The sequence below is a fragment of the Paenibacillus sp. J22R67 genome (genome assembly GCF_059692175.1).
This window is the reverse complement of the sequence record NZ_JCAUAX010000003.1, coordinates 222,243-244,045: the sequence shown is the minus strand read 5'-3', so window position 1 is coordinate 244,045 and position 21,803 is coordinate 222,243. Positions and strand designations below refer to the sequence as shown.

Below are 21,803 nucleotides of genomic sequence, written 5' to 3'. Positions count from 1 at the left end.
GTCACTATAGGCATAGGGCTCCCGCAGTAAGGAGCATGCATTTTATACGTATAGGTGGTTTAATATCATGACAGAACAAAGCGCTCCATACCGCATTTTGTTGTATTATAAATTCGTCACTGTGATAGATCATGAAGCATTAGCTCAAGAGCACTTGGCTTATTGCAAAAAGCTCGGCGTCAAAGGCCGCATCCTGATTGCCCCAGAAGGCATCAATGGTACGCTATCAGGGACCGTGGAACAAACCGATGCTTACATCGCTATGATGAACCAAATGCCTCTTTTTAAAGATATGGTCTACAAGATTGATGAGAGCGAAGGACATGCGTTCAAAAAGCTGTTCGTTCGTCCTAAAAAGGAGCTCGTCACCTTCCGTCTCGAAGAAGATGTGAATCCGAATGAGCTGACTGGCACGCATTTGAAGCCCAAGGATTTCTATGAAAAGCTTCAACAAGATGACGTTATCGTCCTCGATGGGCGCAACCATTACGAGTACGAAATTGGTCACTTCCGTGGCGCTATTCGCCCTGAGGTAGAAACGACTCGCGAATTCCCAGAATGGATTCGCAACAATCTCCATGAATTTAAGGACAAGCCGATTCTCACTTATTGCACTGGCGGAATCCGCTGTGAGAAGTTGTCAGGCTTTCTTATTCAGGAAGGATTCAAAGAGGTTTATCAACTCGATGGCGGCATTGTCTCCTACGGGAAAGATGAAGACGTACAGGGACGCCTTTTTGATGGCAAATGCTACGTGTTCGATGAGCGGATTTCGGTCCCTATCAACCGAACGGATGAGGATATCGTCGTGGGCAAATGCTACCACTGCGGCAAGCCTGAGGATCGCTACATCAACTGTGCGAACGATTTGTGCCATCTGAAGCATGTATGCTGCGAGGCTTGCGAAGAGGAGCACAACAGCTTCTGCTCCAAGGAATGCGAAGAGAAGACACTTAGCTCACTTGAGGCTTAAATCTCTTTCATGTGAAATATTCATTATAGAATCATGGTCGTGAAGCACAAGGACCGCTCTCTCCAAATTGGAGATGGGCGGTTTTTTCTTTAAATGTTATGAACAAATAGGGGGCATAGGTATGTTATTTGACGCTTGCTATGAGAATTTTTTGCAAATGCAGTTACGGACGAGGTCAGGTGATTCTCTAAAGCGACTTCAGGACGGTCATGGTCATGCTGAGAAGTTGTTCCTCAAGCAGGTTTGGTTTCCGGCTGTCGGTCGATTTGATTTTCTTCATGCCGAATATCAGATTTCGGACTTTAAGGACGGTGTTCGATATTTGGACTTCGCTTATACGCGTGGAATACATTTGGTCTGTATAGAAATTGATGGTTACAGTGCACATCATAAGGATATAAATCGTTGGCAGTTCGCTGATCAATTAACTCGTCAAAACCATCTCATTCTTGACGGGTGGAAAGTGCTACGCTTCGCCTATGATGAAATAAAAGAAAAACCGCGTAAATGCCAGCAATTGATCCTGCAAATGATGGGAAGTTGGTTTGGTGAGGAACATGCCGCTCCGTCGCTAACATTGGAAGAAAAAGAAATTCTGAGAATCGCTGGACAAACCAACGACCCCCTCTTACCAAAAATCATTTCACAGAGGCTTAGCATCAGTAGAAACCATGCTGGTAGTCTTCTGCGCAGGCTTGCTCGTGCGGGACTATTAATGCCTGTTTCCGGTACAACACGCATTCGCTCTTACAAGCTGTCTAACACACAACGAGTCTACTGCGAATAGTGGTTAATCCATCTATAAATAAATAAGCAAACAAATATTCCTTATCCTTATTATTCTCGAGGTAACTCATGAGATAAGACCACAGTATACGCTTATATGTCTGTACTACCTTACAAATTGGGCACATTAGCAAACAATAAACAAGCCTAGCTTGCTTATGAAAGCATAAGCTGGGCTATTCGGATAAATAAGCACCCTCGGTTGCCTTACTAGCTTAGTGAACTGCAAACATAAAAAAAGGGTCTATCTGCAAGTCATTTAACTTGAGAAAGACCCTTTTCTATGTACTTAAGATAATTGTTCCACAATGCGATCGGCAAGCGGATACACAAGTTCCTCCTCCAAGGTGAAATGCCTGAGAAGGATTAAGCAGGCCGTCATCAACTCCGACGCCATCACATGCAGGAACTCTTCATCTATCGGCACTTTCATCGCATTCACACCGTCTACGAAAGTTTGCACAACCCTTTTAGCCAAGTCATGATCCTGTTCTAGAACTGTAACAGAACGGGAAACCGATAGCGCAGTCGTCTGAGGCAAATACGATTGCAGGAGAGGAAACAGCTCGCTTTCCTCCCATTCCGAATGCTGCTCCAGCTCTTCCACCAGAGAAAGAATCAGATCTTGGAGTTCAATCAGCTTACACATGCCTATTGAGCAATCCCCCAGGGAGTACAAGGAAGCAGCCATGGTGCGGATTACGGCAAGCTGCCCGCGCATCTGCAAGTGTTCCTCCTTCAGACGTTCTACGAGTATGGGAAAATAGCCCGGATCCGCAATATACTCCCTATTCGTTTGAATGCTCAAACGGTCTTTCATTCTACATCCTCCTTTGAGTTCTCTTCCGAAAACTTTATTCGTGAGCAAACGCAAAAAAGCTGACCTTTCTGCATTATCATTCTATGCAGGTGGGGTCAGCTATCATGCGAAGGAATACGGATTGATTAGAACATTTATCGAATACGGCTTTCCGTTAATTGGAATTGGTTCATGAGCTGGAGCAGTGATTGCGTTATCGCCCCGACATCTCCCGTCGTTTGGCGCACGTGCAGCATATCCTGCAGCAGCTCTTGCACGGTTTGCTCCACCTCCGCGGAGATTTGGCGGTTCTCCTTGCTCACGCCCGCTACCTTTTCCATCAGCGCTACCACTTCCTCCACCACTTGTGTTTTCATCGTGTCATGGGCGCTCGCGCTGCTTAGAATTTCGGAGGCCGCCGCAACAATTTGCGTCCCCTCCAATACGACCTTGGTGCCTTCCTCCATCGAGATGAAGGCTTCATTCGCATGGCGTTCGATCTGTTCAATCGTCTCATTGATCTGCGTCGTCGACTTCTTCGTCAGCTCGGCCAATTTACGAATCTCGCCTGCAACGACGGCGAAACCTTTGCCGTGCTCGCCAACTCGCGCTGCTTCAATTGAAGCATTCAGGGAGAGAAGATTCGTCTGCGCTGAAATTTCCTCAATAACTTTCAAAAGCGTTGGTATTTCTTGCGTAGTAAGCAAGAACGTCTGAATGGTCTGATTCGTTTCGGCTACCTTAGCTGAAATCTGATCCATCTTGTCTCCGATACGGCCGACTTCATCCTGGGCTACCGCTATTTGATCCGATGCTTTTTCTTCCAACTCGCGCAGGGTGCCGCTCATATTTTGCGTAACATCCTTAGCCACGTCAATGTCCTTAAGTTGTCCGCGTAAAGAACGAATCATATTATGTATCTGGGTGCTCATACGGCCTGTCGATTGCTCTGTCGAGCCGGTCGATTCATTAAGCCGATCTTGACTGGTTTGAACCTCAGCCGCTGCTTGCTTCACTTGCAACATGACACCTTCGAGGGAATCGATCATATTATTGATCCATTTCGCCAGCTCCCGGGTTTCATCCCCAGCAAACTCCTGCACGCGCAAGCGTTGTGTCAAGTCCCCGCTGCCTTCCGCGTTTAAACGGATGAACTTATTAATCTGGGCAAGCTGTTTGACAACCGGCTTGCTGCCTTTGCGTCTGATCATACTGGAGCCGATCCAACCATATATAGCACTCGCAGCAGCTGTAATCGCCGTGCCCAGCCCGCTTGAGACATGGCCATTTAATAGCCAAAAGCCACCACCTGATAACAAAATAAATCCTACAATGAATCTAATTTGTAAGCTGAACATTTTCCAATCCATGCTGCGAATCCGGTATACCTCTTCCAGATCCCCTTCACACATCATCCCCCATATATCAGGGCAATGCGGCAGTTGGAACGTGACTCCTTTCCCTATAACCGATATGTGCCGGTAATCCGAATAGCCCGGAAATTCTACAAACAGGTTGTCTCCTTTGGCAATGGTCCCTGCAACACCCGGGTGCAGCTGTCCTGTTGCAGGATCTGTGAAGATCAGCTCCAGCTCCGTATGCTCCTTAACGCCGACTATACCGAAATCCGTGCGTACGCCGTCTTTTAAATTATCGCCATGCGTAAAAGTCAGATCCTCAAACCGACTTCGGGACAATGCCGTCCCTGGAGCAATCTGCTTGTTCAACACCGGCTTCGCCATGAACAAATAATTGTCGCCTGAGTCTGGATATACATGTCCGGATTCCCGTTGAATCAAATCCCCGAGCACATCGTTAGGCACACGACCGCAAATAGCCCCTTGCCACTCGCCATTCTTCACCAAAGGTAAGATAAAAGCCATCGTCATAGCATCATGAAACGGCGAAGTGCTTGGACCGATTTGCAAGGTTAGCGGGTCAGTAAAAGGCCCAAATAAACATTTCTCCCCTCTGCGTGTCTCCTCTAGCCCCTTCAGAAGTCCGCTTCCGGCTACATACGTCTTCCCAACATGAGCAGGGTAAGTAGAGAAAATCACACCAGCTCTTTCATTTAATATAAAAATTTCCGAAAAATCAGCCCCACTCTTCAGCGCAGCAGTGAGCATTTTCTGTATAACTGCTGAATCCTGAGAAATCTGCGAAGAAGCTGAACTTGAAGCCGACTCGGATAACATCGCATGCAATCTGTCCAGATGAGACCAATACGTTTCCACCCAACTTCGCAATATGTCTGTCCGCGTTTGAGCTATCCCTTCAAAAATATGTTCCACATCTTCCTTAAGGTGACGATTCAACCGATATGACCACCACAGCGGCAATCCTTTCCGAAAACCTAGCCAATCAAACATACCCCATCCCCCTATATTCACATAGTGTGTGAATTTTTTTAACATTTACCTTATTCGACATTTTATAGTTGTTTCTGTCGTAACGCAAGACAAAAATAGGAATTTTCGAAATTCTTTAATACTTTTGACCTATAAGGGATTAACGGTCATATTAATTTTAAGTCAGCTATATTGACATAATTTTCTGAAAAATTTACAATATAAGAAAATGTAGGCCTCGCCATCAATTTACGTTATATTCTCTAACACAATTTAAGAATGAAGATCAGAAAGGAGGCCTGGTTTCTGCTTCGGGCCTTTATCTCCATTTAGCTTCCGAATGCATAGTCAAGAAACCAGGAAGCTGCGATGTCAAAACCTGAGAATCTGGTCACCACACCTTATGATCCCGATCCCTTTTATGATGAAATGTTTATGAACGCCTATTCGGTCCGTTCCCATTATCAAACGGTGTTCCGGCAGTTCATGACGATGAAATCCGGCAATCTGAACAAGCGCCAAACAGCCACCATGAAACGGATGATGGAAGAAGGAATTACCTTCACTCTCTACAGTCCTGATCAGACCGAGGCGCTCGAACGCACGATTCCTTTCGATCCAATTCCACGTATTATCCCAAGGGATGAGTGGCTCAAGCTTGAAAAAGGGCTTAGTCAACGCGTGAAGGCGCTGAATTTATTTCTTAAGGATATCTACCATGACCAATGCATCCTCAAGGATGGCATCATTCCAAGAAAAATGGTTCTCTCGAACTGCTATTTCCGGCCTGAAATGATGCGTCTTTCCATTCCTAATGATGTGTACGTCACCGTTTCTGGCATCGACTTAATCCGCGACGAGCACGGCGAATACTTTGTTCTCGAAGACAATCTCCGGTCGCCGTCAGGATTTTCCTACTTATATAAGAGCCGTTCCATCATGACGCACTTATTCCCCGAGCTCGTGTTCAGCCATTCCATCCAAGATATTGAACAAAGTTTAAATGTGTTTCTATCCGCTTTGCGCAGACTTAGTCCCTCTGGGAAAAAAGATCCTGTCATCGGCCTGCTTACTCCAGGTTGTTATAATTCGGCTTACTTCGAACATACCTTCCTTGCTCAGCAAATGGGGATTGAACTTGTAGAAGGAAACGATCTTGTCGTCATCGATCACAAGGTGTACATTCGCAGCATCAAAGGACTTCGCCAAATCGATGTGCTTTATCGTAGAATTGACGATGATTTCCTTGATCCACTTGCTTTTGACCCAAGTTCACTACTGGGCGTTGCAGGCATCATGAATGCCTACCGTGCCGGCAACATCAACATAGTGAACGCTCCAGGTACTGGCGTAGCGGACGACAAAGCCATTTATGCCTACGTTCCGGATATGATTCGCTACTATTTGAACGAGGAACCCATTCTGAATAACGTACCTACGTACATTCTTTCCAGACCACAAGAACGTGAGCATGTGCTCCAACATCTCAGCACAATGGTCGTCAAAGAAACGTCCCTCTCGGGCGGATATGGCATGCTCATCGGACCAACGGCTTCGGACAGTGAACTGGCGGATTTCAGGCTGAAAATCATAGCGAACCCTGATCGATATATCGCGCAACCAACCATTCAGCTGTCGAGAGCACCCGTCATGATGGATAGCCAAATGGCTGCACGGCATATTGATCTCCGAGCCTTCGTTATCGCAGGTGAAACAATTCAGGTCATTCCCGGCGGACTTACGCGGGTAGCGCTTAAAGAAGGTTCACTCGTTGTGAACTCCTCCCAAGGCGGAGGCTGCAAAGACACATGGGTAACGAATTCGTAGAATCCACATTTAGATGGGAGGCCAGCGAAGCATGGTGATGATGGGACGAACAGCGGAAGCTTTATTCTGGATTGGTCGGTATACGGAAAGAACAGAGAATCACGCGAGGTTAATTGATGTGTATTATCATATCCGCGAAGAACGGGAGAGCAGCAGCGGTCAAATTTGGAGCCGGTTAATCGATACAATCGGCGATAGGGCTGTTTTTAACGAGCAATATAGCAGCTGCACGGAGCAGTACGTCCTTCAATACATTACACTTGATAAAAATAATGTGAACTCTTTGCTCGCCTGCACTAATCATGCGAGGACCAATCTTCGCAATATTCGCGAGAAGATGCCAGCAGAGCTGTGGGATATCATGAATGGGTTATATTTGTGGCTAAAAGAAAAAGATGTCCGCGATATCACGAGTGATTCACCGCATTTATTTTATCGATTTGTCCGTGACAATTTATCGATGTTTCACGGGGCCGCCACCTCTGTCATGCCGCGCCAAAATGAATGGCATTTCATAGAAGCAGGACGATATTTGGAGCGTGCAGAAAATTTGCTTCGCTTGCTGCAATCCTTATGCCAGGATTATGCCAAAGAGGAAATGTCCTCCTACCCGCTTATGCTCTCTGTTCTCAAATCAGTCAGCGGTTATGAATCGTTCCGTAGAGAGTATGCGGATACGGTTAACCTAACCAACATTATCAAATTCCTGATGCTGCACGAGGCTTTTCCAAGATCAATCAGCTACTCATTTCAAGCATTGGAACGTTCCTTAAAGAGCATCCAGCTCGAAGATCCCGAATTGAACATGACGGTACACAAACTAGCCAAGCTGGCAGGTAAAGTGAAAGCTAACCTGGCCTGCATGGATGAGGAAGATATTTTATCCGGTAAATTGGAAATGACCTTACAGGCTCTCCGTGAATCGTGCAACCTGATGGGCATGCGGATGTCCAAAGTCTTTTTTCCCTCCAGGGAGGAGGTCATCGCATGAAGAAGCTGGAGATTACGCATATCACACGTTATTCCTACAGAGATACGGCGCAGGACAGTGTCAATGAAATTCGTTTAACACCACTGACGGACAACCGGCAATCCTGCTATCAACACAGTATTACCACCGAACCTGTATCTGCCTTTTTTACGTATTCGGATTACTTCCATAACCGGGTGCATGCCTTCACCGTGAATAAAATCCATCGTGATCTCACCATCAAAATGAGATCTACCGTTGTGACGCACGATAACGATAACATCCCGAGTGCAGCACTCTCTCCTTATGAGGAGAAGGCGCTGCGGCTCAGTGATGATTTCCAAAATGAATATGCTGAATACTTACTGCCTACAAGTTATACAGGGCTCACAAACGAAATCAAGACCTATTCCGATGCCATTAACGATCAACACATTTCCTTATATGACTTGCTAAGTACCATCAATACAACGATTCATCGCGATTTCACGTATGATCCCTCTGCTACGTCCGTACAGACCACAGTAGGTGAAATGTTGAAGCTTAGGCGAGGCGTATGCCAGGACTATTCGCATTTGATGATCGCCGTTTGCCGGGATAAGGGCATACCAGCAAGATATGTGAGCGGCTATCACTTTGTCGGCGATTTGCAAGGAGGCAGCACTGAATTTACGCAAGCCTCCCATGCTTGGGTTGAATGCCTGATCCCAGGCAGCGGTTGGTTTGGGTATGACCCCACCAACGACTGCGAGGTCAATTGGCGCTATATCAAGTTAGGGCATGGTCGCGACTACAATGATATTGTTCCTGTCAAAGGGGTATATCGTGGGGGCGGCGGGCAAGACCTTGAAGTCATTGTAGACGTCAAACTGATTGAGTAAGTTTCTCTGAAATAGGAGATGAATAGATTTCCTTTGCCAGAAGATCGAACATTTTTCGCACTTCATCTCCGGCTAGCATCACGATCCCCGTTCCATGTGTATCGTTCTCGACCCAGAGGAGATCGTATTTGTAGTAAGCCTCCGTGAATGAGAAGTTCGATCCTCGGCATACACCGTGTACGTTGCCCAGCTCGTCCACACTGTGGCTGGTTAGACCCTGCCATGCCTGATGAACAGCAGCTATGTAGGGGTCTGACGCAAGCAGCCAACCGTGGCGCACCCCTTTTGCAAAGCCATATATGAACATGGCTGTACAAGAGGTCTCCTCGTAAGATTCAGCGTCGGTCAGCACTTGGTGCCATAAACCATTAGCTCCCTGCAAACGAAGGTAACCTTCGCATAGTTCTCGGTAGAAAACAAGCAGTGGTTCCCGATCTACATGATCAACTGGCAATGCTTCGAGCACCTCAGCAAGGGAGAACAACACCCACCCGTTTCCACGACCCCATGGCACATACGTCGGTGTCTCATGTTTGAAATCGTACACATGGGACATAATTTGAAGTTCCGGCATGTAGAGATACTTTTTGAACAAAAGGAATTGCTTAGCTGCATCGTCGATGTATGTGAGATCACTGGTAAGCTTGTAATAGCCCGCTAGGAAAGGCGTACTCATGTACAAATCATCCGCCCACATCGTATCATCCCCGCGATAAAATGCCCCGTCTTCTCTTCGCATTTGCTCATTTTCAATATAATCCGCAATGATTTTGAGCAGTGGCAAGTAGGCCCGGTCCTGCGTCTGGCTGTATAACTCCAGAATGGCAGCTCCAAAAGCACCGCAATCGTCCAAAGAATCCAACTCGACGAGCTGCTGGTTGAGGGATTGATACCCATACTTATCACGATCAAAAAGCGAGTATTCGTACATATTTACGCATTGATCGATATGCTTCGCGACATACTTCCGAATATCTTCACGTCCTAGCAGCTTGCTGGTGCGCAGCAATCCGTTTAAGGTAACGCCAAGATGATAGTTCCATCTTCCGAAAAGCTTATTTTCCAAGTAAGGCCTTACGCATAACCCCGCACTTTCGAGCTTCCAATACACTCCGCCTTCACGGTTGGCAAATAGTTTCTGCAGATCCGTTATCTCGCTTGGGGCGGTAAGTAAGGAATCTTCAAATGGACCAAGATACATCCATTTGCCGGAAGCCCCTTGCACAGGATACGGAAGGCTTAAGTCACAACGTGTTTCGCCCATAAGCGCCTCAAGCGTAAAGCCCCAATGGTGTTCGCCGGCCCATGACTCCACTACCAAATCATAAGAACCATAGGCTGCTTGCCATTCAATATGAATATCACCTTCTACAAGCTGGCTCAGCAGTTCACGATCATTGACCCAAATTCGAGTTCCACCGGCTGCCTTACCTCTAAGCGTGCAAACTGTTCCGCCAGTTTCACGTATAATCAGCTTGGTCCATGCGTAAGCTACCTTACCTGAATCACGCCCGAAAAGATGGGTACATCCATCATTATTAGGAAGAGCTGTATGCCCGTTATTTTGCGTAGGATACCAGTTAATTCCCGTGCTTTCCTCGGCTTGGAGAGGGGAGAGCTCGTTTCCTTCAGAGAGCACATCCACATCACTTAAATCCGAATAAATCCAACCCGCTTGACCTCGTCTCCCGGCAAAAGGAGACATGAAATGAAGTGGCGCCCATTTGCTGCTGGTCGATCCAAGCTTACATCCGAAGCCTGTCGGGGACTTTCTTATTTTGACAAGAAAGCTGTTCCAGCCTTGCAGCAAGGGGGTAACTAACGTAGTGCGGAGACCGCTGTCTCTTTCCTCCCCGATACTCGAACGATAGCTTTGCTTGCCATTGATATAAAGGCTTGTTGGCGACTCCACACGCATGGATAGATGACACTCTGCTTCTTCGTCGCTCCATAACATGGCATAGACATATCCGATTTGCCCAAGCTTAGCAGCAGGGAATTTGGCATTCAAATCCAGATCATACAAACCTTTCTTCGTTTGGATGAAACCGTTCTCATGAAAGGCTCTCATTTGAAAAGGATAAGCCGGATTATTCGCCATATACCGATTAGCAACCGTCTCGAGCGCTTCCGGGATGTTGTCATTCAATTTGTTAGCTAAGCTCGCTTCATAGGGGAAATAGGTAGGCATCCAGCTTGCTCCTCACTTATGATTTAGGCACCCAACACTGGGGCTCTGTCGTGATTGTTTCTCCGCTTGAAATAGCTTTCTCGATCATCATCCCGAGATAATGGTCCTGCGAAGCCTCTTCAAGGCTATAGAAGCTAGGCCCGCCAAAGGCGTACTCGGCCATTTTCTGCAGGCATGTCGCAATAGCAATTTCGTCATCGTATAACCTTGCTGGCGCGAACGGATTCTCGTAGACCCATTTATCACCACAGAGAATGCCTTTCAGGTAATATCCTTCTGCATTTTCCAGCTCACCTCTGTTCATGCGCTGCAGCTCCATGCGAAGCTCTGTACATGATTCCTGCTGGATCAGAACCCGATTATCGAAAATTTCCCCGCGTTCTCCTCTAACGGACAAATGATTGGAACGTGTCCATGAGCGGTGCTGGTCTTTCGTAAAATCATAAATGCCTAGACGATCGCCAAAATCCAGCCAAGCCAGATCTCTCTGTAAAGGAATGAGTTTATCTTCCGTTGGCGGACCGCTGCGATTTGGACCTTGAACCCATTCTGACTGAAAACGCATTGCCTTAATGCGAACATCTTCGAAGTTGACCCCTAGCATTTTCCGAATTAAGCTGACGGCATGGTACGTTTGTGAGATGGAAACCGTTGTTTCCGTAATCTTACCCAACTGCCCTGTACGAATAAGTTCCAATCGCGCTTGCTGAGCTGGATGAAAGTGGTACTGCTCCGCTACCTGAACACGAGCACCCTTAAGGGTTAATCGTTCATGCAGTAGCTGAAGTCCTCCCAAATCAGGGGCTGGTGGCGTTTCCAACAAAGCGGGGATCCCCCGCTCCGCCAACGTCAGAAGGTAGTCTAAGCTTTGTGAAGGAGAGACGGACACGACGACAAAATCTGGATGTTCGTTTTCTAAAAGCTGTTCAAGCGATCGATATGTCGCTGTCCCCCACTTCACTTCCATTTCCTTGCCTTTCTCTTCACTTCTGACAACCATGCCGCTAATTTCAAACCGCTCAGGAAGCGCCTGCGCAATTCGCAGAAAATATTGCGCGCGAAAGCCGGCACCACCGATCAAGCTGAATTTCACTGGTTTCATCATAACTACCTCCCCATTCTACGTTTATAGGATTTCGTTCGGATAGACCATGACCTTTAAACTTCCGCTTTTATTATGAATCGCTCGCTCCAACGCATCTTGCGTCTGCTCAAGCGGATAGCGGTCTGTAATGAGCGCCAACGCATCAATCCCATCTCCGGCAAGAAATTTAATGCCTGTCGGGTACGTATTGGCATACCGGAAAACACCATAAATATCAATCTCATTGTCAGCGATGAATGGGACGTTAAGGGCAATTTCATCCTGTGCCGGCAAGCCCACGATCACAAGCTTACCGCCGCGGCGCAAGGAATAGAGCGCAGATTGCAAAGCTCTCGGATTGCCCGCTGTCTCCCAAGCGGCATCCGCACCAAACCCATCCGTCAGCTCCTTAATTCGCTGCACAGCGTCGGTTTCCTTCACATTGATGACGTCCGTCGCGCCCATACGTTTGGCAGCATCCAAGCGCACCTGTTCCAAGTCAGTGACGATAATACGGCTCGCGCCGAACGATTTAGCTGCAGCAACGGCCATTAAGCCCACCGGCCCCATGCCCATGATGGCAACCGTAGAGCCAGGCTGAAGATTGCAGCGCTTAGCCGCATGAATGCCAACAGAGAAAGGTTCATTGAGCGCCGCTGCCTCGAAGGACAAATGTTCCGGAATGGCAAATACCATGTCCGCGCGGATTTTCATATATTGAACGAAGGCACCATCCACTGGCGGAGTCGCCAGGAATTGCACATCTGGACACAAATTATATCGGCCTTCCTTGCAAGCCTGGCAGTGCCCGCAAGTAACGCCTGGCTCGATGGCAACACGGTCGCCAAGGCTCACGTTAGTCACCGAAGCCCCTGCAGCCACAATAACGCCCGCACATTCGTGCCCAAGAATAATCGGCTTCTCGACCACATAGCGGCCAATTCTGCCATTTTCAAAATAATGAACATCCGAACCGCAAACACCAACAGCCATCACTTTGACCAATACTTCACTCGCGTCAACTTGCGGGACCGGACGCTCCTCGATCACGATTGTTCCTGGCTTCGTCATGACAGCCGCTTTCATTTTTGCAGGTAGTTGTCCAACCATTTCTTCTCTCTCCCTCGACCATTATTTAATCAGTTCTGTCGGATTCATGCCAGTAAATTTTTTGAAAAGTGTGCTGAAATAGGGCACGTTTTTGTAGCCCACACGCTCTGCCACTTCATAAACAAGCATATTCCTTTCGAGCAGCAGTTCCCTAGCTTTTTCAATACGCACGCGCGTTAAGTAGGTATTGAACGTTTCACCGGTCATATTTTTGAAAATGATCGACAAATGATTTCGCGAGATATACACCTTATCCGACAGATCAGCAAGCGTCATATCATCCGCGTAATGCTCATGAATATATTGTGTCATGAAATCAACAGCTTGTCTGTGTTTACTGTTACCTTTCCATTGCCTGCTGCTGAAAATAATGGATATTTTGGCAGTCAACCATTCCGCCAATTGCCCCGGTAAAGTCAATCCGACCATTTCTTTCACTATCTGATCATTCGGGAAAATATCGTCGAGCACCATGCCCACCTCGTAGAGACAATAAGCAAAAATGCCCCATAGCTCCCCCGCCAGCATTTGCACGTAATCCGGTGTTATCCCTTTTTGTTCCTTCAACTGCTGGATATACTGCGCCACAAGCTGCTGAGCCTGCGATTCCTGAGAAGCTTTCATAGCACCAGCTAATTCAAAATAAAATTTGGCCGGCCGCATCACAAGCGTACCCTGATCATTTCTCATTTCCTCGCTATAGACAAATAAATCATAGGCCGAATTCACGCGACGATCCCGCAAATCAATCGCTTGGAACGCTTCCTCCGTCGAATCCGGCATTTCTGTCCACTCTTCTTTGGTGCCACCGATGCCGACACGAATGACCAGCTTCAAATAACTTTTGACGCAATCGATGAGCCTGATCCCCAGCTTACTAAGCTTCTGCTCCAGTTCTTGCTGTGAACTGTCAGCTTTGGGATGCAGAATGAGTACCGCCCTAGTTCCATGAAGCTCCACATATTCAATTGCTGGAAAAGCCTCGCGCGCCACTTCACAGACGACATTGCTAATCGCAAAACGGAACAGGCTCCAATCTGGCAGCGACAGGTTCGATGAGCGAACGTCACGAATCAGGTCGATGCCAATGACCACATGTTTGCTCCCACACCAAAAGCGGTAAGGCTCCGGAAGCCGATCCTCATTCCGATAGGAGCTGTCCAGGGTTCCGGCAACCGCGGACTTCACCCATTCTTTTTCAATAAAAGGCTCGTATAGCATTAATTTCTGTTGAAGCTCGTCCTGCTTAATCCGCTTCTCTTCTTCTTCCATCAGCTCTCCGATGGCCTTTCCAAGAATCGTTTTTAACGTAGGTACGCTGATTGGCTTAGATAAATAATCACTAACATTGCACCTAAGCGCCTGCCTCGCATGCTCAAAATCTGAATATCCGCTCAAAATAATAATTTTCCCGCAAAAGCCTTCTTTTCTTAGCTGCTCAATCATATCAAGGCCATTCATGACCGGCATATAGATATCCGTAATGACAATATCCGGGGCAGCCGTTCGAATGAGCTCCAATCCATCCTGTCCGTTGAGCGCTTCCCCAACCCACTCTGCGTCAAGCTCATCCCAAGGTATAGCTCGTTTCATCCCTTGAAGAACCTGGCGTTCATCGTCAATGATAGCGATCTTCCACACAACGCCTGCCTCCTTAACTTCAACCTTTGTTCAATTTATAACCGCTATGTCATATAACATTGGCCCGGAACAGGCTTAAGTTCCAGGCTTAATTATTCCTATTTGATAACATACCTTTATACTATCAATCCAAGCCCAACTTTGAAATAAGAGGAAAGCACGATTTATTATAAAATACAACGAACTACTCCGCCTTCTCTAGCTGATCCTTCACGGGTGGCTGGATCAGATGGGGAAGCACAATGATAACGCGCGTTCCTCCTTCTGGCCGATCCTGCAGTGTAATGCCATACTCGCCACCGAAATATCCCGCTATCCGCTCCCTGACATTGCGAATACCATAACCGCCTGTATGGCGTTTATGTTTCTTTTCCACCACTTGCTGAAGCCCCACTCCATTGTCATCTATTATAATTTGAATACGATCCAGCGTGTCCAGCAGTCGAATATGAATGTACCCTTGACTGCGCGAGTTAAAGCCATGAACGATCGCATTTTCTACAAATGGCTGCAGTGTCAGCTTCGGGATGAACAGCTTGCGGATATCCGCAGACGCCTCGATGCCATACTCGAGTCCCGTTCTCCACCTGAGCTGCTGAATTTCCAAATAACACTCAATGTGCATAAGCTCCTCGCCGATCGTAATAAAGCTGTCCCCATTCGAAAGGCCAATCCGAAACATGCGCCCCATTAGCTCCAAAATACGGCTAATCTCATCCTGCCCCGCTTCGATGGCCATCCAATTCAACTGATCCAGTGTATTGTAGAGGAAATGCGGGTTAATATTCGCCTGAAGCGCCTCAATTTCCGCCTTGCGCTGCTGTTCGTATCTGCTCTGCAAGGAGAGATATAATTCCTCGATTCGTTCATTCTGTTTGCGGTATCCGGCGAACAAATAACCGAACTCATTTTGATAATCGACCGGAAGCTCCACATTATTGCCGCCAACGGAATAGACACCCATTGCACTCACGAGCTTTTTGATGGGCTTCGTGAACTGGCGACTCAAAAAGTGCGTTAAAATCAGCGTAAGCAGGACAGCCGCAATGCCAATGATGCCGATAACTTCGGCCAGCCTGAAACTGCCGGCGGTAATTTGCTTCCAAGGCGTGATTTCAACCAACGTCCAGGTAGAGTCGAGTAATTTCGAATAAACCAAGAGGGAATCGCCCGCTTCACTACTGCCCTTGGTACGTAAGAAGCCCGACTGCTTCTGTTTCGCATCGCTTTCCATCCATTTGGACAGCTCATTATGATCCGGTATCTGGCCGATCTTCAGAAACTGCTCTCCTCGTGAATCAATCATGATCCGATTCGTTTCCGAAGAATGGCCCGCCAGCAAGCTTCTAATCTGATCCGCTTTCACGTGGATGACCAACACACCTAAGTATTTGTCGTCATACACGATTTTTCTGGCAAAGCTCAGGACGGGTACATCGCCTTGAAAGCTCGGAATTAGATGCTCAATTGACCATGTAAAATCATTCCCTGTCAGCAGCTCCGCCCAAGACTGCTTATCCAAATCCGCCATATCCCGGAACTGTATATAGCTTTTGGCATCACCTTGGAGAGGTTTGTTCATATACAAATCAATCCCTTGGATGAGCGGGATCGAATACGTCAGGTTCGCGAGCGCCTTCTCAACGCTCATAGATCGCCGATAGCGGTCGAACTCGTCCTGCTTATTCACCAGGAAGGTGATGAGCTCGTTGTCGCGCGACGTAGATAGAGAGATTTGTTCAATAGTAACAAGCCTTGTCGTGATTTCGTTATTCAGCTCATCGAGCAGCTTTTGCTGATATTGAAACGTCGTTTGAGCAATCTCTCTGGATGAAATGCTGTAACTCGCCCATACGCTGCAAGCCAAAACAACAATAATAAATCCAGCAAAACTGCGGAAAAACAGGTGGTCGATTCTAAACTTTTTGAAAGGATTCGTCATGCTGTCTTCGCTCCCATTAAGTATCCGATTAGGCGAAAGAAACGGTAAAACAACGAAACTGCTTCGCCGCTTTACCGTTCTATGAATTCCTTATTTGTTTTTCATCTTATCCTTTAATGCCCGTCGTTGCAATCCCTTCGACAAAGTACTTCTGAAGGAACATAAAGACCAGTGTCGCTGGCACAATCGATACAAGCGACATTGCCAGCAGCTGTCCCCACTCCTGACCGGACTGGGAATCATTAATCATCCGAAGAGCCAGACCAACGGTGTACTTATCAACCGAGTTAATATAGAGCAGATGCCCCAAGAAATCATCCCAGTTCCAAAGGAAGCAGAAAATCATGACCGTAACAATCGCCGGTTTCGTAAGTGGCATCACAATTCGCCAATAAATACCGAACCAAGAGCAGCCGTCTATTTTCGCAGACTCATCCAGTTCTTTGGGAATACCGCGGACGAATTGGATGAGCAGGAAGACGAAGAACGTTCCACCCGCACCGCTAGCTAGCAAATGAGGCACAATAAACGGCAAATATGTGTTTACCCAGCCCAACTGATGGAACATTGCATACTGCGGAATAATGAGCACTTGCCCAGGTAGCATCAGCGTGACCATAAGGAGCGAGAACCAGAAGGTTTTTAGCGGGAAATTCAGCCTTCCGAAACCGAATGCGACAAGCGTGCTGGAGATCAAAGTTACAGCAAGAACGGCAATTTCTAGTCCGAACGTGTTGAGATAAAAGTCGGTGAACGAATGTCCTGGAACCGAATTCCAACCTTTTACAAAATTGCTCCATTGCGGTGAGGAAGGAAATAGGTTCGGCGAGCTCAATTCACTATTGGATTTGAGCGATGCGCCGATCCACCAAAGGACTGGATAAGCCATCAATATGCTGAAGGCAATCATGAATAGGTGACGGACAGCTTGATTCCATTTGATCGTCATTTGCTCTTTTTACCTCCTGTATCGGCTTCATAAAATACCCAATATTTAGAGGTACCTGCAATAATAGCCGCCACGATAACAATCATGATGAGCATAATCCAGGCCAGCGCAGAAGAGTACCCTAATTGGTAACGGCTGAAGGCCCTTTCGTATAAGTACATGGCATAGACGTATGTCGAGTTCATTGGACCGCCATTTGTAATGACGTAAGCCGAGGTGAACATTTGAAACGCGCTAATAACACCCATAATCAGGTTAAAATATAAAGTCGGTGAGAGCATCGGAAGCGTAATCTTAAAAAATTGCACAAGCCGGTTCGCTCCGTCCACGCCAGAAGCTTCGTATAGGTCATTCGGAATTTGCTTGAGTCCAGCTAAGAAAATAACCATCGAAGATCCGAATTGCCATACGGTTAATAAAATAAGTGTCCACAAGGCCGTACTCGGATTAGTAATCCAGCCAATTCCTTGAATCCCGAACTTCGCCAGGATTTCATTGAAAATACCATCGACGCCGAAAATGTTCCGCCACAGCAAGGATACCGCGATACTGCCCCCAATCAGCGATGGAAAATAGATCGCCGTACGATAAGCGGAGATCCCTCTCATCGCTTTGTTCAGCAGTAATGCGACTAGTAAAGCCGCCGCTAGCTTCAAAGGTACGGAGGCGAGCACGTAGAGGAACGTGATTTTTACGGATTGCAGAAACTTCGCGTCTGCCGTAAAGATTTTCTCATAGTTATGAAATCCGACCCAACTGATAGGTTCCATCAGCGTATAGTCAGTAAAGGAATAGTACAACGATAAGAACATGGGATACGCAGTAAGCCCAAAAAATCCTAGCAACCACGGTAAAATAAATAAATATCCCGCAATTGGCGCGTCCCAGCGACTTAGGAAAGAACGGCGTTTCTTCGTGCTCGCAGCGGCTTTCACGGCAACGGATATGGAACGATTCATGTAAGTTCACCTCTGCAGTTAGTCTGATTACTTGTATACCTCAAGTATAAAGGCTGCGCGTCAGGTTCTAAATGAGAGGAATCATCGAATTCTTTTAAAATATCCCGAAAAGAGGGGGGCTTCACGCTCATATCCTCCGAAATAAGAGCCTCCAACATCTCCTATATCACTCAAAAGTAGCTGTCTTCATGAAATAAGAGTCCCGAGGGACTCTTATTAGAAACAACTATGGTCGCTTCACGCTCATATGCTCGAAATAAGAGCCTCCAACGTCTCCTATTTCGCCCAAAAGTAGCTGTCTTCATGAAATAAGAATCCCGAGGGACTCTTATTGGCAACAACTATAACTGCTTCACGACATTGTGGATTCCGCTCTCAATAAATCTTTCTCCCCAACGCATCAGCAATGCCGCTTTTGCGCAAGAAATACGTGTTGATCATATCGCGCCATTCTTTCGCATGGGCAGCCTGCTCTGCAAGGCGATCCGCTACGTGCTTATGCACCAGTTCGCCAACGCTTCCTTCCAGGCTAGCCCACTTAGCCACCAGCTGCTCAGCCCGCTCCACACCTTCAAAGTGCGTGTTATAAATATGCTGAATCACGGTTTGGCCCGAGTGCAGTACATGCGTATACGGCACGTGATGGAAAAATAGCAGCAGCTCATCCGGGCAGTTTTCGACCGACTCGTACGTGTCGTAGTTCTTGCCTTTGTACTGCGCAGCATACCCTGTGCCTGTCGCCTTCGTTCGATCGACACCAATGCCATGACAATCCGCAAAGTGGTACGTCCCCCACTTCGAATACTCGTAGCCGTCTACGTTCGGACCGTAGTGATGGTCTGGATTCACCATCCAGCCTACACCAAGCGGCGACGTATACGCTTCATAAATGCTCCATGAGTCCATGAGCATGCCCAGAACCACACTGACCAGCTTCTTATCCCCGCCTAATGTCATGCGAATCCACTCCTCCGCAATCGCCTCAGAGGACAGCTCTGGATTCCACGCCAACCGGCCGTAGCCATACAGGTTCGCTTGCGCCAACAAATGACCCGTCCAATTGACATCGTTGCCGATATTGGAGACGGCAGCAAAACCGCTTAATCGATTGCCGTGCAAAGAGCCATCGACAATACGTTTAACGCTCGATCCTTCACCCCGTGCATACGTTTCAAAATCAAGTACTTCTTTCCACTGTGGAACAAGATAGCACAAATGGCGCTGCTGACCGGTATATTCCTGTGTAATCTGGAATTCGATCATTTGATTCGTCGTGTCCATGGCTCCAATCAGCGGAGAAACAGGCTCTCTCACTTGAAAATCCATCGGGCCATTCTTCACCTGCAGAATGACATTATCCATGAATCTTCCATCCAGCGGTTTAAAATGATCATACGCCGCCCGTGCCCGATCGGTCGCCCGGTCACGCCAATCCTGCTTGCAGTTGTATACGAAGCAGCGCCAAATCACAATGCCGCCATAAGGCTCAAGCGCCTCCGCCAGCATATTCGAGCCGTCCGCATGATCGCGGTCATACGTAAACGGACCTGGGCGATTCTCCGAATCCGCCTTCACCAGGAAGCCGCCGAAATCCGGAATCGCGGCGTACACTTCAGCTGCTTTAACACGCCACCATTCGCGTACAGCAGGATCAAGCGGATCGGCCGTCGATAGACCGCCAATTTCTAACGGACTGGCATAGTTGACGCTCAAGAACAGCTTGATGCCGTATGAACGGAATACACCTGCTACCCTAGCAACATCCGGCAGGTACTCTTCAGTCAAGAATTTTGTTTCCCACTGATGAACATTCACATTATTGATGGAAATCGCATTTAGTCCCGAAGAAGCCAGCAGTCTCGCATAATCGCGAACGCGTGTCAAATCCGCTGTAATGCGGTTGTTTTCAAAGAAAATCGACTTGCCTGCGTAGCCCCGCTCAATACTACCATCAATATTATCCCATTGATTGATCATGCGCAGCATGTTCACTGGATTTTCAACAACATTTAACTCTTTCACTGATTGATGAGTGCTGAAAAGTCGAAGTAAATGAAAGACGCCATACAGAACACCAGATGCCGATGAAGCACCGACTACTATATTTCCGCTCGCTTGATCCGTTTTGATCGCGAACCCTTCATGCACAACAGCTGATCGAGTCTCTTCGCCAAATGCGCGATCTACCAGCGCATTACCTCCGCCAAATGTGCCTAGCGCAATAACAGCTCTACCTTCGCCAATCTCCTTACCCAGCATCTTGCTGATGCCGCGGGATAGTTCCAGGACAGCCGACTGAATCACTTCATCCTTTTCCGTACAAACTATTCCGCTGTACACCGCATATTGCTCAACTAATTCGCCAGGTGTTATTGTATGATATTCAAGCCACGCCTGGTAGCCAGTTTGTTGTGTCGTTGTATCGCTCATGAGAAAAATCTTCCTCTCCCTGTAATGATTGTTTCCTATTATTAAAAGGATTGCATGTGTGCTCTGCGCCCATCAAATCGATCGAAAAACCTGTTCTTCCGATATGAAATGCACGGGCAGTCTAGGAAATAAAGCCCCCATCATCTCCGCCAAATACTGCATTCCCGGCTCTTCGCTTTCAGCATGTCCGAGTGCAATGAAAGCTTTGTTCCTGCCTTGGTGCACAGCGTCACGCACATATTCGGGCGTCTCCCATTCTGGGCCTTCCCCTGCGATGATCACGTCAACACCTTCCTGAAAAAGAGGAATGGCCACCCCTCCTCCGCCTCTGTACCCCGCAAGCAGCCCAATGCGCGTGCAAGTCATTGACTCATCTCCGGCAACTCGAACAAAAGAGATACCCAGCTTATTTTTCACATACAAGGCAAGCTCCTTCACCGTCATTGGCGGAACTGTCAGCAACGAAGCAGCAGGTCTATTCTCCGTTACAAAAGGCGTCCAATCCAAGGCTTGAATTAAGCCAGTCATGATACCATCCGGCCGATATCGATGCCAATAATCGTGGAACCGGAAGATCGCAATCCCAGATTCCTCGATCAACTTTTGCTTTGCTTGATAAACCGGATCATCCACAAGATGTGAAGTCTGGTCATGATGATGATAAAATGTGCCTTCATGTGTTATGAGCAAATTCACACCCCTATCGATAGCCTTTTGAATCACACGATGTGTTGCCATGAACGTGGTTGCAATACCCTTCACTTCCATCGACGGATCACCCGACTTCAGTGTGTCAACCGTCACATCTAGCCGTCCAACCAGCTCGATTAACTGATTCAGGATATCCTGAACACGAATCGCCATAACCATAAACCTCCTTCCTCTTCCGAGTTGCACAGTAAAACAGCAAGAG

The 21,803-nt window shown here is 47.4% G+C and carries 16 protein-coding genes; 5 read left to right on the top strand and 11 right to left on the bottom strand.

Annotation, left to right across the window (positions count from 1 at the left end; all coding sequences use genetic code 11):
* The first annotated feature begins 67 nt into the window (after window positions 1-67).
* Together trhO and AC58VC_RS13095 are read left to right on the top strand one after the other, a co-directional pair.
* On the top strand, window positions 68-973 hold the full coding sequence (gene trhO / locus AC58VC_RS13100) for an oxygen-dependent tRNA uridine(34) hydroxylase TrhO (RefSeq protein ID WP_497369210.1): 906 nt from the start codon (window positions 68-70) through the stop codon (window positions 971-973).
* Between the two features lie 121 nt (window positions 974-1,094).
* Window positions 1,095-1,760, top strand: a complete 666-nt coding sequence (locus tag AC58VC_RS13095) for a DUF559 domain-containing protein (RefSeq protein ID WP_497369209.1) — start codon at window positions 1,095-1,097, stop codon at window positions 1,758-1,760.
* 288 nt (window positions 1,761-2,048) lie between these two features.
* Here AC58VC_RS13095 and AC58VC_RS13090 read toward each other — a convergent pair whose 3' ends face one another.
* Window positions 2,049-2,579 (bottom strand): hemerythrin domain-containing protein, encoded by a 531-nt coding sequence (locus AC58VC_RS13090; protein ID WP_497369208.1) that lies wholly within the window; start codon window positions 2,577-2,579, stop codon window positions 2,049-2,051.
* Between the two features lie 134 nt (window positions 2,580-2,713).
* Window positions 2,714-4,927 carry a methyl-accepting chemotaxis protein gene (locus AC58VC_RS13085; RefSeq protein WP_497369207.1) on the bottom strand — a complete coding sequence of 738 codons (2,214 nt, stop codon included), beginning with the start codon at window positions 4,925-4,927 and terminating at the stop codon, window positions 2,714-2,716.
* 348 nt (window positions 4,928-5,275) lie between these two features.
* On the opposite strand from AC58VC_RS13085, the gene AC58VC_RS13080 reads away from it, so the two are divergent.
* From AC58VC_RS13080 to AC58VC_RS13070, 3 genes are read left to right on the top strand one after another with little or no spacing between them, the layout of a single operon-like run.
* A complete protein-coding gene (locus AC58VC_RS13080; protein ID WP_497369206.1) occupies window positions 5,276-6,733 on the top strand; it encodes a circularly permuted type 2 ATP-grasp protein in 1,458 nt (485 codons plus the stop codon).
* A 31-nt stretch (window positions 6,734-6,764) separates the two neighbouring features.
* A complete protein-coding gene (locus AC58VC_RS13075) occupies window positions 6,765-7,724 on the top strand; it encodes an alpha-E domain-containing protein (protein ID WP_497369205.1) in 960 nt (319 codons plus the stop codon).
* Window positions 7,721-8,584, top strand: coding sequence for a transglutaminase family protein (locus AC58VC_RS13070; RefSeq protein ID WP_497369204.1), 864 nt, complete (start codon window positions 7,721-7,723; stop codon window positions 8,582-8,584). The genes AC58VC_RS13075 and AC58VC_RS13070 overlap by 4 nt, the downstream gene beginning before the upstream one ends.
* Here the strand turns inward: AC58VC_RS13070 and AC58VC_RS13065 are convergent.
* The 9 genes from AC58VC_RS13065 to AC58VC_RS13025 all read right to left on the bottom strand — a co-directional run bounded on the left by AC58VC_RS13065 (window position 8,568) and on the right by AC58VC_RS13025 (window position 21,754).
* On the bottom strand, window positions 8,568-10,775 hold the full coding sequence (locus AC58VC_RS13065) for a glycoside hydrolase family 88/105 protein (RefSeq protein WP_497369203.1): 2,208 nt from the start codon (window positions 10,773-10,775) through the stop codon (window positions 8,568-8,570). The two genes, AC58VC_RS13070 and AC58VC_RS13065, sit on opposite strands and share 17 nt — an antisense overlap.
* Window positions 10,776-10,791: 16 nt before the next feature.
* Window positions 10,792-11,880 carry a Gfo/Idh/MocA family protein gene (locus AC58VC_RS13060; RefSeq protein WP_497369202.1) on the bottom strand — a complete coding sequence of 363 codons (1,089 nt, stop codon included), beginning with the start codon at window positions 11,878-11,880 and terminating at the stop codon, window positions 10,792-10,794.
* A gap of 21 nt (window positions 11,881-11,901) precedes the next feature.
* Window positions 11,902-12,969, bottom strand: a complete 1,068-nt coding sequence (locus tag AC58VC_RS13055; protein WP_497369201.1) for an NAD(P)-dependent alcohol dehydrogenase — start codon at window positions 12,967-12,969, stop codon at window positions 11,902-11,904.
* 21 nt (window positions 12,970-12,990) lie between these two features.
* On the bottom strand, window positions 12,991-14,610 hold the full coding sequence (locus AC58VC_RS13050; protein ID WP_497369200.1) for a response regulator: 1,620 nt from the start codon (window positions 14,608-14,610) through the stop codon (window positions 12,991-12,993).
* Window positions 14,611-14,794: 184 nt separating this feature from the next.
* Window positions 14,795-16,552: a cache domain-containing sensor histidine kinase gene (locus tag AC58VC_RS13045; RefSeq protein ID WP_497369199.1), complete on the bottom strand. Its 1,758-nt coding sequence runs from the start codon at window positions 16,550-16,552 to the stop codon at window positions 14,795-14,797.
* A 106-nt stretch (window positions 16,553-16,658) separates the two neighbouring features.
* Complete coding sequence (locus tag AC58VC_RS13040; RefSeq protein ID WP_497369198.1) at window positions 16,659-17,501, bottom strand: carbohydrate ABC transporter permease; 843 nt, start codon at window positions 17,499-17,501, stop codon at window positions 16,659-16,661.
* Window positions 17,498-18,460 (bottom strand): carbohydrate ABC transporter permease, encoded by a 963-nt coding sequence (locus AC58VC_RS13035; RefSeq protein WP_497369197.1) that lies wholly within the window; start codon window positions 18,458-18,460, stop codon window positions 17,498-17,500. The genes AC58VC_RS13040 and AC58VC_RS13035 overlap by 4 nt, the downstream gene beginning before the upstream one ends.
* 375 nt (window positions 18,461-18,835) lie before the next feature.
* A complete protein-coding gene (locus AC58VC_RS13030) occupies window positions 18,836-20,890 on the bottom strand; it encodes an alpha-glucuronidase family glycosyl hydrolase (protein ID WP_497369196.1) in 2,055 nt (684 codons plus the stop codon).
* A gap of 72 nt (window positions 20,891-20,962) precedes the next feature.
* Complete coding sequence (locus AC58VC_RS13025; protein WP_497369195.1) at window positions 20,963-21,754, bottom strand: Nif3-like dinuclear metal center hexameric protein; 792 nt, start codon at window positions 21,752-21,754, stop codon at window positions 20,963-20,965.
* Between the last annotated feature and the right edge of the window lie 49 nt (window positions 21,755-21,803).